This is a genomic window from Pyxidicoccus xibeiensis, from assembly GCF_024198175.1.
In the GTDB taxonomy this organism is placed as follows: Bacteria; Myxococcota; Myxococcia; order Myxococcales; family Myxococcaceae; genus Myxococcus; species Myxococcus xibeiensis.
This window is the reverse complement of the sequence record NZ_JAJVKV010000022.1, coordinates 119268-131991: the sequence shown is the minus strand read 5'-3', so window position 1 is coordinate 131991 and position 12724 is coordinate 119268. Positions and strand designations below refer to the sequence as shown.

Annotated in this window: 9 protein-coding genes; 6 read left to right on the top strand and 3 right to left on the bottom strand. The window is 71.3% G+C overall.

The genetic code is table 11. The features are described from left to right. The 5 genes from LXT23_RS46200 to LXT23_RS46180 form a co-directional block, all read left to right on the top strand. On the top strand, positions 1-796 hold a 796-nt coding region (locus tag LXT23_RS46200), incomplete at its 5' end, for an ABC transporter permease (protein WP_253986920.1). Positions 797-803: 7 nt separating this feature from the next. Beyond that, positions 804-1586 (top strand): outer membrane lipoprotein-sorting protein, encoded by a 783-nt coding sequence (locus LXT23_RS46195; RefSeq protein ID WP_253986919.1) that lies wholly within the window; start codon positions 804-806, stop codon positions 1584-1586. After that, positions 1583-3235: a hypothetical protein gene (locus tag LXT23_RS46190; protein ID WP_253986918.1), complete on the top strand. Its 1653-nt coding sequence runs from the start codon at positions 1583-1585 to the stop codon at positions 3233-3235. Before LXT23_RS46195 ends, LXT23_RS46190 begins: the two co-directional genes overlap by 4 nt. 34 nt (positions 3236-3269) lie before the next feature. Continuing rightward, entirely contained in the window at positions 3270-3722 is a 453-nt protein-coding gene (locus LXT23_RS46185; protein ID WP_253986917.1) for an FAD-dependent oxidoreductase, read from the top strand. A gap of 266 nt (positions 3723-3988) precedes the next feature. Further along, positions 3989-5743 carry a hypothetical protein gene (locus tag LXT23_RS46180; RefSeq protein ID WP_253986916.1) on the top strand — a complete coding sequence of 585 codons (1755 nt, stop codon included), beginning with the start codon at positions 3989-3991 and terminating at the stop codon, positions 5741-5743. On the opposite strand, the gene LXT23_RS46175 is transcribed toward LXT23_RS46180, so the two are convergent. Both LXT23_RS46175 and LXT23_RS46170 read right to left on the bottom strand, forming a co-directional pair. Beyond that, on the bottom strand, positions 5733-6827 hold the full coding sequence (locus LXT23_RS46175) for an EAL domain-containing protein (RefSeq protein WP_253986915.1): 1095 nt from the start codon (positions 6825-6827) through the stop codon (positions 5733-5735). The two genes, LXT23_RS46180 and LXT23_RS46175, sit on opposite strands and share 11 nt — an antisense overlap. An 8-nt stretch (positions 6828-6835) precedes the next feature. Further along, positions 6836-8281, bottom strand: a complete 1446-nt coding sequence (locus LXT23_RS46170) for an LVIVD repeat-containing protein (protein WP_253986914.1) — start codon at positions 8279-8281, stop codon at positions 6836-6838. Between the two features lie 192 nt (positions 8282-8473). On the opposite strand from LXT23_RS46170, the gene LXT23_RS46165 reads away from it, so the two are divergent. Further along, positions 8474-12046, top strand: coding sequence for a tolB protein precursor protein (locus LXT23_RS46165; protein WP_253986913.1), 3573 nt, complete (start codon positions 8474-8476; stop codon positions 12044-12046). A 56-nt stretch (positions 12047-12102) separates the two neighbouring features. Here LXT23_RS46165 and LXT23_RS46160 read toward each other — a convergent pair whose 3' ends face one another. Next, positions 12103-12573, bottom strand: a complete 471-nt coding sequence (locus tag LXT23_RS46160) for a hypothetical protein (protein ID WP_253986912.1) — start codon at positions 12571-12573, stop codon at positions 12103-12105. Between the last annotated feature and the right edge of the window lie 151 nt (positions 12574-12724).

Below are 12724 nucleotides of genomic sequence, written 5' to 3'. Positions count from 1 at the left end.
CGCGCCCACCATGCGCGGCACCAGCAACACGGTGGACGTGCGGGTGGTGGCCGTCGCGGCGAACGTGGGGATGATGAGCGACTTCAACGTCTACGTCCCCTCCAACACCCTGCGCTCGCTCTACCAGCTGCGCGAGGACGCCACCGGCGCCATCCAGGTGTACCTGAAGGACGTGAAGGACGTGCCCGCGGTCCAGGCCCGGCTGCGCAAGACGCTGGCCGAGGCGGGCCACGAAATCATGGACCACGACCCGCGGGCGTTCTTCTTCAAGTTCGAGGTCGTCAACCGCGAGGCGTGGACCGGCCAGAAGCTGGACATCACCAACTGGGAGGACGAAATCAACTTCATCAGCTGGACGCTGGCCGCGCTCAACGGCCTGACGGGTGTGCTCATCTTCGTCCTGCTGGTCATCATCTGCGTGGGCATCATGAACACGCTGTGGATTGCCATCCGGGAGCGCACCCGGGAGATTGGCACGCTGCGCGCCATCGGCATGCAGCGCACGCGGGTGATGGCGATGTTCGTCCTCGAGGCGATGACGCTGGGCGCACTGGGGACGCTGGCGGGCGCCGTGGTGGGGCTGGTGGTGTGCCTGGGCGTCAACGCGGCGGGCATGGTCGTCCCGGAAGTCGTCGCGATGTTCATCATGTCGGACACGCTGAGCCTGGCCGTCAATCCCGGCGCCGTGGTGGGCGCGATGGTGTTCATCACCGTGTGCACCACGCTCATCTCGCTCATTCCCTCCTTCCTCGCCGCGCGCATGAAGCCCGTGACGGCGATGCACCACATCGGGTGAAACGCACATGAGCCTCAAGAACCTGCTGTCCGCCGCGGTGCTGACCGCGGCGCTGCTGTCCGCTCCGGCGGCGCTGGCCCTGGAGCCGGCGGAGATGACGAAGCTGCTGGCCACCATCGACGACCGGCAGCGCAACGGCGGCGACTACAAGGCGCTCGTCTACCTGGAGCAGAAGGAGAAGGACAAGACGGACACCGTGCGCGAGGCGTTCGTCTACCGGCGCGACGCGGACGACAAGCTGATGATCCTCTTCAGCCGGCCCAAGGCGGAGGCCGGCAAGGGCTACCTGCGGCTGGACAAGAACCTCTGGAGCTACGACCCCAACGTGGGCAAGTGGGAGCGGCGCACCGAGCGCGAGCGCATCGCCGGCACCGACAGCCGCCGGGCCGACTTCGACGAGTCCCGGCTGGCCGAGGAGTACGACCCCTCCTTCGAGGGTGAGGCGAAGCTGGGCAAGTACTCGGCCAACCTGCTGTCGCTCAAGGCGAAGGCCGGCGTGGACGTGGCCTACCCCGTCATCAAGCTCTGGGTGGACAAGGAGACGACCAACGTCCTCAAGCGCGAGGAGTACGCGCTGTCCGGCCGGAAGATGCGCACCGTGCTCTACCCCCGCTGGAAGAAGCTCTTCAGCGAGTCCAAGGGCGCGGACGTCTGGTACCCCGAGGAGATTCGCGTCTACGACGAGGTGGAGAAGGCCAACTCCACCGTCGTCCTCATCAAGTCCATCGACCTGCGCGCCCTGGAGGCCAACCTCTTCACCAAGGCGTGGCTCGAGAGCAAGAGCCGATGACGCCCCGCGCACTCACCCTGGCCACGGCGCTGTCCGTGGCCCTCGCCGGCCCCTCCGCCCTCGCCCAGTCCGCTGGGAGCCCGGGGACGGAGCGGCCGGACGAGAACTCCCTCTTCGGCGGCGAGCCCCAGAAGCCCGCCGAGCCCGGGACGCCCGCGCCGTCCGAGCCGGCTGCCGAGCCGGCTTCGGAGTCGGGTACGGCGGACCGCCCGAGCGAGGACTCGCTGTTCGGCGGGGATGCGCCCGCGGCGGGCTCCGCGAGCACGGAGCCGGAGGAGCGACAGCCGACGCCCGCCGCGGAGGCCACGGGCGACCGGGACGCGGACGTGCTGTCCGGCCCGACGTCCCGCAGCGCGTTCGACTCCGAGGAGGCGGTGGATGACCCGCTGAAGATTGGCGGCCAGTTCTACCTGCGCGGCAACGTGTCGGCGACCGAGGGCGTGTCGTTCGGCAACACCGCGTTCTCAGCGCCCACGCTGGTGGACGGCTACTTCGACGCGCGCCCCACGGACCGGCTGCGCGGCTTCGTGGTGGGCCGGCTGAGCTACGACCCGACGCTGGCCGCGCGGACGGGCACGGACGCCCCCTCCAACCCGCGCGTCCTGCTGGACCAGGCGTGGCTGCGCTTCGACCTGGAGCGCACGGTGTTCTTCACCGTGGGCAAGCAGCACGTGAAGTGGGGCACGGGGCAGATATGGAACCCCACTGACTTCCTGTCCCCCCAGCGGCGCAACCCGCTGGCCTTCGTGGACCTGCGCACCGGCGTGTCCATGGTGAAGCTCCACGTGCCCTGGGAGTCGCGGGGCTGGAACTTCTACGGCATCGCCGTGGTGGATGACCTGGGCAGCGACGCGGGCGCCGTCACGGACGCGAGCGGGGGCCCGACGTCGGAGCCCGGCGGGAGCGACCCCGTCAACCGCCTCAGCCGCATCGGTGGCGCGCTGCGCGCGGAGGTGGTGGTGGGCCCGGCGGAGCTGGGCGCCAGCGCCGTGGCCCAGCGCGGCCGCAAGCCCCGCTTCGGCCTCGACGTGTCCTCCGCCCTGGGCCCCATCGACGTCTACGGCGAGGTGGGCCTGAAGAAGGGCACCGAGCGCCCCCTGTACCGCGTGCCCGAGGGCACCACGCTCGAGGACATCTTCACGAATGGCGTCACGGTGGAGCCCTACATCCCCGAGGGCCTCACGCCCCAGGTGACGGGCGGCGCCAACTACACCTTCGGCTATGGCGAGAACGACCTGGCCGTCGTGGGCGTGGAGTACTTCTACAACTCGACGGGCTACACCAGCTCCATCGGCTACCCGTACCTGCTCGCCCAGGGCGCCTTCCAGCCGCTCTACCTGGGCAAGCACTACGGCGCCGCGTACCTCTTCCTGGACCGCCCCGGCTCGCTGGAGCGCACGTCCTTCAACCTGTTCACGCTGACCAACTTCTCCGACCGCTCGTACGTGAGCCGCCTCAACGTCACGCACCGGGCGCTCACCTACCTCACCGTGGAGGCGTTCGGCGCCGTGCACTACGGCCGCAAGGGCGGTGAGTTCCGGCTCGGCTTCAGCGTGCCCGACGTCACCATCAACGGGCAGGACATCCAGGGCTTCACCGTGGCCGCGCCCACCTTCGAGCTGGGCGCCGGCCTGCGCATCAGCCTCTGACGCTGGCGCATTCCCGGGGCCGTGTCTCTCCGCCGTGGGAGGCACGGCCCTTCGCGACGTCGTGGGGGCTCCGGCGGCGGCCCTGGCCCGCTCGGGGCTTCGCGTCACGGTGCTGGAGGCGCGGGAGCGCGTGGGCGGCCGCGTGGCCACCGTGCGCGACGCCGTCACCGACGTGCCCCTGGAGCTGGGGGCCGAGCTCGTCCACGGAGCGCCGGACTCGCTGCGGAAGCTCGCGCGGCGGGCGCGCCTCTCCGTGCGCCACTGCGACGATACGCATGCGCTCCTCTGGAAGGGACGCTTCGGGGACGGGGATGCCTCCTTCGGCTTCCTCGCGGAGCTCGCGGGCGCGAAGCCTCCGGACCGGCCCGTGGCGATGCCGTCATCCCGTCAGGGGCGTTGGAGGCGGTGCGGGCGAGGCCACGAACACCGACGGCGAGGAGGGCACCGTCCATGGGGCCATCGCCACCGGGGAGCGCGCCGCGCGTGAGGTGATGGCGCGTCGGGCTCGGAAGCGGGGCTCGGGCTGAGCCCCCTGCCTGCGCTACCGGGGACTGGCGAAGCCCATCACTCGGGGTCCGGACCGGTCCGGTGGGTTGCTGTTCGGGAATGTCGGGGGTTTTGCGGGCGGCTCAGCGGCTCAAATGTCCCGACATTTCCGAACAGCAAGCGAGCAGCCCGCTCCCCGGGCAGCCCGGCGGGCGGGGCGTCGTCCGGTGCGATGATGATTCATCCGGTGGTGGACACATTCCGAGCATGCGCCTCTGGATTGCCCTCGCTGCTGGATTGAGCCTTGGTCAGACGCCGGGCGAGACGCCCGTTCCCACTCCTGATGATCCGTCCATCCGGGACCCGGCCGCGGACGCGCTCGAAGACGCCTACGAGCAGGCCTCGGAGGAGGCGGACGGGGCGCGGCCCCCTCCGGGCTACGTCATCCAGGACTATCTGCCTGGCAGCAACCAGTACTCTTCGATGGTCCCGGTGCTGCCCGATGGCCTGCCGCCCCCCACAGCCAGCCAGGTCGCCCGCGAGGAGGCAGCGCAGGTCTACCAGCCGCTGCCCTCCCCTCTGGAACAGGTCGAGGCGCAGGAAGCGGCGGCGGCGGCCGCTGCCGCAGCGGAGGCGGAGGACGCTTCGGCCCAGGATGAGACCGGCGGCTCGGGCACGGCGGGCACTTCCGCGACCGCGGGCCAGGCCACTCCTGGTGCGACGACGGCGCAAGGGGCGACCGGCCAGGGCGCCGCGACTGGTGGCTCAGGGACGGCGGGGGCTGGCACCACGACTGGAACCGGAGAGGGCACGGGCAGCGCGGCCGATGAGCTCGGCACCGGGGCGGCGTCCGGTGGAACTGGCGCCACCGCAACGACTCCCGGAACCACTGGAGCCGGCGTGGGCACGGGGGGCACGGCCACGAAGCCTGACACCGGCGCGGCGGTCGGGGGCGCCGGCACGGCAACGGGTGGACCCGCCGATGAGCTCGGCACCGGAGCGGCGACGGGAGGCGGCGGCTCCACGACTGGAATCGGGACCGGCATGAGCGGAGCAGCCGATGACCTCAGCACCGGGGCGTCGACGGGAGGTACCGGCACTGCGGGGACGGCTTCCGGAGCGGGAACGGGAGGCTCAGGCACAGCCTCCGGGACGACGACGGATACCGGTGCGGCTACGGGCAGCCCTGGTACGACGGACACCGGCGCGACCACCGGAGGCTCAGGCACCACCGGCACGACTGGAACATCTTCTGACACCGGTGCAGGCACCGGCGGCACCACTCTCGACACTGGCGCGGCCACGGGCGGCTCGGATACCACCGGCACGCCTTCCGACACCGTCGCGGCCACGGGTGGCTCGGGTACCTCGGGCGCCACCGGCACGCCTCCCGGCACCAGCGCCGCCACGGGGGGCACGGGCCCCGCTGGAACCCAGGGCGCCACCGGGACCACCGGCACTCCCCCCGGCACCAGTGCCGCTACGGGGGGCGCGGGCGCCGCGGGCACCGGCGCTCCTCCCCAGCCCACCCCCGCCGAGCAGGAGCTGGCAAAGCTGCGTGAGCGCATGAACGAGCTCGAGACCCAGCTGCAGACGCGCGACGAGCAGCTCGCCGCGAGAACCCAGGCCGTGCAGCAGGAGGTCGACACCTTCGAGCAGCGCGCCGCCGAAACCGAGCAGGCCCGACAGCAACGGCTCACCCAGATCCAGACCGCCGGCCAGTGGCTCCTCGCCGCCGACGAGGCCCTCGAGGTCGGCGAGCTCGGCGTCGGCAACGCCCTGGGCTACGCGGACGCCGCCTTCGCCAACGCGGGCGCCAGCGCCGCCCGGTTCGGCCAGGGCACCGTCGTCACCCACGTGGAGCGCGCCCGCGCCTACATCTACCGGGCCCAGCAGGCCGCCTACAACCGCGACATCTACGGCGCCCGCCTCGCCCTCCAGGATGCCGGCGTCGAGCTGAACCTCGCCCGGACCGCCACCCTCCAGCGCCAGGCCACCGGCAACGTCATGCTCACCCAGTGAAGTACGGCGTCGCCTCCGCGGGCGCGCCCTGCGGCCGGGCGATGAGGTAGCCCTGCACGAAGTCCACCCCGTGCGTGCGCACCCAGCGCAGCTCCTCCGGCGTCTCGATGCCCTCGGCCACCGTCTGGATGCCGAGCTGCCGCGCAATCTCCAGCATCTTCCCCACGATGGCCGCCTTGTACGGGTCCAGGTGGACGTCGCGCACCAGCTCCATGTCCAGCTTCACGATGTCCGGCCGCAGCTGGTGGATGAGGTTCAGCGACGAATACCCCGCCCCCAGGTCGTCCAGCGCCACCCGGAAGCCCGCCTGCCGGTAGTAGTTGATGATGCCCTTCAGGTGCTTCGGGTCCGCCGCCTGGTCCGACTCGATGACCTCGAACACCACCGCCTGGGGCGGAATCCCCGCCTCGCTGATGGCCGCCACCGTCGAGCGCAGGCAGTACGCCGGGTCGTAGATGGCCGTGGGCGTGAAGTTGATGAACAGGTGCGTGTTCAGCCGGTGCCGCACCGCCTCGCGGATGGCCGTGGTGCGCGCCGCCAGGTCCAGCTGGAACAGCAGGTCCGCGTCGCGCGCCGTCTGCATCATCCGCCCCGGCGACACCAGCGCGCCGTCCCGCTCGCGGCCCCGCAGCAGCGCCTCGTGCGCGAAGATGCGCCGCGTGTCCTGCGCATGGACGATGGGCTGGAAGTGCGACGTGAGCCGCTGCTCCTTCATCATGTCCACCAGCCACCCCGCCTGCGCCAGCGTCGCCAGCTGCCGCAGCGAGCCCACCCGCGGGTAGTCCGCGAGCCCCGGCTCCCCCTCGCCCGCCACGAAGAGCGCGCGCGTGCCCCGCACCTCCTCCTCCGTCAGCGCCCCGGGCAGGCTCTCCGCGAGCCTCCCCAGGTCCCCCTCCGCCACGAGCGCCACGACGCACTGGGCCTCCGGGCGCACCTGGAACTCGCGCCCGGCCTCCCGCAGCGACGCCACCAGCTTCCCGAAGCTGTGCCCCAGCGGGCACCACAGGAACAGCCGCCCACCCCCCTCCAGCTTCGGGGGCAGGTCCTGACACCGGCCGCACAGCCTCGCCGTGGCGTCGCTCATGCCAGCCCCTACTCCGTCTCGCGGAAGATGAGCAGCCCGCGCGACGTGTCCGTCGCGTACACGTAGCCGTCGCCCGGCACGCGCAGGGCGTTCAAGCCCTCCAGGAAGGACACGCCCCGTCCCGGGTCTGACTCGCGCCAGGTGTTGTAGTAGCCCAGCTGGCGAATCTCCCCGGGCACCGAGACGTCCAGCACCCGCAGGCCGTCCTGGTAGTAGGCCACGTAGAGCTTCGTGCCGGACAGCGCCAGCGCCTTGATGGACACCTCCGGGCGCATCCGGAACTCCCCCACCTGCGTCACCGTCGCCGGCGCGGCCACGTCCAGCACGCGCAGGTGCGCGTTCCAGTCCTCACCCGCGTCGAAGGCCAGCATCCGGTTGCCCACCGTGCCCACCGCCGTGGTGCGCGAGGTGGCGCTCGCGAAGCGCCCCAGCAGCTTCGGCTTCGCCGGCGTGCTGATGTCCGACACCGTCAGCCCGTAGGACCAGTGGCTCACGTACAGCCGGCCCCCCGCCGCCGTCACGTCCAGGGGACGCTCTTCCAGCTGGGGCTCGCTGCCCTCCACGAAGTAGCGCGTGACGAGCTTCGGCTCGGTGGGGGTGGCGATGTTGTACACCAGCACCTCCGCGTTCGGCCGCGGCGACGCGGCGAACAGCAGGTCGCCGTCCACCGACACCGCGCTCACCTCCACGGCCTTCTCCGGCACCGAGCGGATGCGCGCGGGCGCGGCCGGGTCCGCCAGGCTGAACACGGCGATGCCGCTCAGCTGCGTGGCCACGTAGAGCGTCTGCCCGTGCACCACCAGGTCGCTGTAGAAGTCGCTGGAGGGCTTGGACTCGGCCACCTTGCGCGGCTGGGCGGGGTCGCTGACGTTGTAGACGAAGAGCCCCTCCGCGCCCGCCGCGATGTAGGCATGGCCATGGGCCACCGCCAGCTCCACGGGCGTGCCGCGCGGCAGCGCGATTTCGCTCACCAGCGCGACCTTGGAGGACTCCTCCTCGCCCGCGCGGCGCTGCAGGCGCACCGCCTCGAAGGTGCCCTTCAGGTCCGCGGTGCCGCTGCGGCAGCGCCGGAAGATGCCCCCCAACTGCCCCGGCCCCGTGGACGAGCAGCCCGCGAGGACGTAGCGCATCGTTCCCCCCGCCGAGTCCGTCGTCTCGCTGGCCAGGAAGAAGGTGTCCTCGGAGACTCGGCGCTCGGTGACGTTGAACCCGAGCATCGTCGGCCCGGTGGACAGGCCTGACAGCCGCATGCTGCTGGCGGTGCCAGAGTTGTCATTGAGCAGGATGTTGATGTTCCAGATGCCCTCGGACTGCACCGAGGACAGAGAGGAACGCTGACAGGCGGACAGGTCGATGGCTTCAACCTGACACTCCGCCTTGTCTTCGGGGGTATCGTCCTTGCCGCATCCGAGGGCGAGGAACAGGGTGCTGGACAGTGCGAACAGGCGTCTCATGCCCCCAGTTCTACCGGGCGCCAGCACCCAACGAAAGTCCCTGCGGTCGCGGGCCGGCGCGTCATGGGACGTCCATCGCCAGGCAAGTAAACGGAAAGAAATAATCCAGGCGCTTGTATACCCTGCCCTCTGGGAGCGAGCCTCCCAGGTTGCCGCCCTCCCGCCTGTTCCCCACCCGAAGAGGTGAGCCCTGTGAACCCCCGTCTCCTCGCAGCCGCCATGATGGCCCTGCTCTTCCCAGGACTGGCGCTCGCCCAGTTCTACGTCGTGCCCCGACGCCCGGGAAAATCGCCGGTCAACACCTACGAGTTCCAGTGGCGGCACGTGGACATCCTCGTGGGCCCCGGCGCCGAGGGGCTCGCCAAGCCGCCGGAGCGGACGGCGCACGACCAGCCGCCCGGCACCCAGGGAGGCGCCAACCCGGATGCGCCGACGACGTCTCCCGAGACGGGCGACCCGCTCCAGCCGCCCAACGGGCCCGGCCCCGAGGGCACCCAGCAGACGTCCAGCCCTCCCGAAGCCCAGACGGCGCTGCCGCCCACCACCAGCACGCCGCTGGTGCTGGAGGGGACGGATGGCGGCACCCCGGCCACCGCGGGCACCCCGGCCGGTGACGACGGCGGCACGCTGGCGGGCGCGGGCGGCGCGGACGGCGGCACCCTGCTGGCGGGCGCGGACGGCGGCGCGGCGGACGGCGGCCTGGGAAGCCTGGCGTCCCTGGGGGCCTCCGACGGCGGCTTCAACTACACGTATGCGAAGTCGCTCGGCGCGAAGTCGGGCGGCGTGCGCTTCTACTTCTACGAGCGCGAGCGCGTGGTGGCCGAGCGGGCCGCGCCCCTCATCGAGGAGGCGTACCGCTACCTGGTGGACCAGTTCCAGTACGTCCCCACGCAGACGTTCCCGTACATCCTCTACAGCAGCTACCAGGAGTTCCTGCAGACCAACCTCTTCCAGGTGTCGGAGGGCACGCTCGGCCTCACCAGCACCGGCGAGGACCTGAAGCTGACGCTGCCGTACCTGGGCGACCACCGGCTCTTCGAGGAGATCAGCACGCACGAGCTGGCGCACCAGTTCACCATCCAGAAGGTGCGCACCGTGGCCGAGCAGGCCAAGGTGTTCGGGGATCCGCTGGGAGGCATCCCCCTGTGGTTCATCGAAGGCCTGGCCGAGTTCTACGCCAAGCGGGGCATGGACCCCGAGGCGGAGATGCTGGTGAGAGACCTGCTGGTGAACCCGGACCTGTACAAGGGCTACGCCTTCCTCGACTTCTTCTCGCCCGGGCCGTACGGCTACCTGTGGATCTACAAGGTCGGCCAGGTGCGCGTGGCCTTCCTGGAGGAGGAGTACGGCAAGGGCTTCCTGCAGCGCGTGCTGGAGGAGTCGCCGCGGCTGGTGGGCGGCTCGCGCGACTCGCCGTCGCTGAAGTTCGAGGAGCTGCTGGAGCGGCTGTCGGGGGATGACCCGAAGCGCATCTCCGCGCGGTTCGAGAACTGGCTGAAGCGGCGGGCGTTCAAGACGTACCTGGGCTCGGAGCAGGCGGCGCCGGCGATGGACCTGCTGGAGAAGGCGCCCGGCTATGTCACCGCCATGGCGAGCTCGCCGGACGGCCAGGTGCTGGCGCTGCGCACGATTGTCCCGGAGACGGGCGAGAGCCGGCTGTACATGATGGACCCGCGCGCGCCGGACAAGTCGGTGAAGGTGGCCGGCGACGGCGTGCCGGGCGTGGAGTCGCTGCACCCCATCTCCGGACGCAGCTTCGCGCTGGCGAAGGACAAGCTGGCCTTCGTGGCGGAAATCACCGGCCGCGACGTCATCTACATCCAGGACTACACCCACGTGGTGGAGAAGCGGGCGGCGGACGTGCTGGTGCGCCGCACCCCCATCCGCACCGGCATCGACCGGGAGGTGGGGACGACGGTGAAGCTGGACGTGGGCGGGCGCACCGCGTACCGCATCGACAAGCACGGGCTGCTGGCGGCGTACTCGCCGGCCTTCTCGCCGGACGGCCGGTGGGTGGCCTTCATCGGCATCAACGACGCGGGCCTGCGGGACGTGTACGCCATCGACCTGCAGGCGGGCCCTGAGGCCAAGCCGCTGCAGCTCTCCGACGACGTGTTCTCCGAGCGGCAGGTGACGTGGGGCCCGGCGGGCGTCATCTTCTCGTCGGACGCGACGTCGCACCGCAAGTTCAACCTCTTCCGGGTGCGCACGGACGCGCCCCGGCAGGTGGAGCGCATCACCAGCGAGGACCGGGACCACGCGGACCCGGTGGCGCTGGCGGACGGCCGGCTGTTCTTCACGGCCTTCAACAACAGCAGCTCCGACCTGCACGAGCTGATGACGGACGGCCGCATCGTCCGGCGCACGGACCTGACGACGGGCGTCTTCGAGCCGGGCCCCGGCCCCGAGGGCGGCCTGTGGCTGTTGTTCCACAACTCCGGTGAGCGGAGGCCGGCGGTGCTGCGGCCGCCGCGCATGCTGGCGCTGGAGGTGCCGGCCGAGCCGGCGCCGGAGCCGCCCGGCCCCATGGCGGTGCGGCCGCTGACGGACGCGCAGAGCTACCAGCCCTTCACGCGGCAGAACCTGGAGTTCGGCCCCATCTTCGGCTTCGCGGGCGCGGGCGGCGGCGGCTTCGTGGGCCAGCTGTTCGCGGCGGCGAGCGACCGGATGAGGGACCACCAGTTCCTGCTCACCCTGTCGGTGTACGGCAGCTTCGACCTGACGGACGGCTACCTGCTGTACATCAACGACGAGGGGCGCACGACGTGGGGCGGCGGCCTCTTCCAGTCGCTGCGCTTCCGCGTGGACCGCACCTTCGAGGGCGACCCGGTGGCCTCGCGCGCCTTCTTCGTCTCGGGCGAGCGCTTCTTCGGCGTGCTCGGCAGCCTGCGCTACCCGCTCAGCACCTTCTTCTACCTGCAGGGTGACCTGAGCCTGGGCGGCACGAAGTACTTCCTCGACGACTTCGAGGAGTTCCGGCTGGCCTTCCCCGGCTTCAACGATGCGGGCGTGGAGCTGCTGTCGGCCTGGCGGGAGCGCAACGAGTCCATCCGCTTCCAGACGGAGGTCAGCGGCCAGGTGGGCTACGACAGCCTGAAGTACCACTACGCCACGGGCCCGCTGGCGGGCAGCTCCGCGCTGCTGGAGGCGACGGTGGGCGTGCAGCCGTTCAACAACGAGGCGTACAGCAACCTGCGCCTGGACGCGGAGCGGTACTTCCCCATCTACGGGCGGACCCACCTGTTCCTGCGCGGCGGCGCGGGCACCACGCTGGGCGGGCGGTACGCGCGCTCCTACTACCTGTCCTCCTTCGACACGCTGCGCGGCGTGAACTTCGGGGACGAGCGGTGGCTGCTGGGCCGCAACTTCCTCTACTCCACGCTGGAGCTGCAGCTGCCGCTCAACGACATCGTCCGGGTGGCCTTCCTCAGCGACCTGGAAGCAGTCGCCGGCTTCGACGCGGGCGGCGTGGGCGCGGGCACGCGGGACATGTGGAACCACCGCGTGGTGAACGCCGTGGTCGGCGTCAACGTGGCGCTGGGACCCCTGCTGATGCGGCTGCACTTCGCCAAGCCGTTCGACGTGGGCGCGGCGGCCGGCAAGCCGGACCCGGGCTGGGTGACGAACTTCTCGCTGGGCATCGCCGGCCTCAACGGCTTCTTCGACCAGGGGAACACCGGGGCGAAGAATGGCGGCGCCCCGAGGCAGCCGTCCCCGGCGCTGATTCCGGCCGTCGCGGGCGGCTACACCGCGCCCCGGCACTGACGGTGACGTGAGCCGCGGACGCGGAAGGAGGCCTTCTTCCGCGTCCGGGTGCGCCCTCAGGACTGCGCGGCGACGAGGGCGGCGTTGGCCTTGGCCAGCGGTCCGCCGTCGTTGGGGATGCGCTCGAAGTCGCCGCGCAGCGCCTTGATGGCGAACTTCTCCAGGTCGATTTCCCGGCGCGTGCGCACGCCCAGGGCGCGGAACACCTCCGACAGCGGCCCGAAGCCGAACACCCCGTGCTGGAGCAGCAGGCTGGTGGCCACCGCGCTGAGCACCCGCCAGCCGCCGCCGTCCCTGCGGCCCAGCAGCAGGCCGAGCGCCGACATGGCAGCGGTGCTGACGGAGATGGCCCGGCTGATGTCCCACTCGCGCTCCAGCCGCTCGAGGTAGCGGCTCATCTCCGCGCGGTCGCCCTTCTCGGCCATGTACCGGACGCAGCCCTCGACGCGCTCGTCGATGCGCCGGTTCACCAGCAGCGGCGTGTGGGCACGGACGGCATCCGACGGGTTCTGGTTCCAGGTCTCCATGCGGCTGTCTCTCCTTGACGCGGCGCGCCCCGCTCCCGGCATCTCCTGAAGCTAGGACTGGCGCCCCGCGCCGTGCATAGCGCTCGCGGGCACGGAAGCACTGCCGCCGCCCGGCTGCCTGCCCTCGGCAGGCGGGCCGGATGCCCGGCGG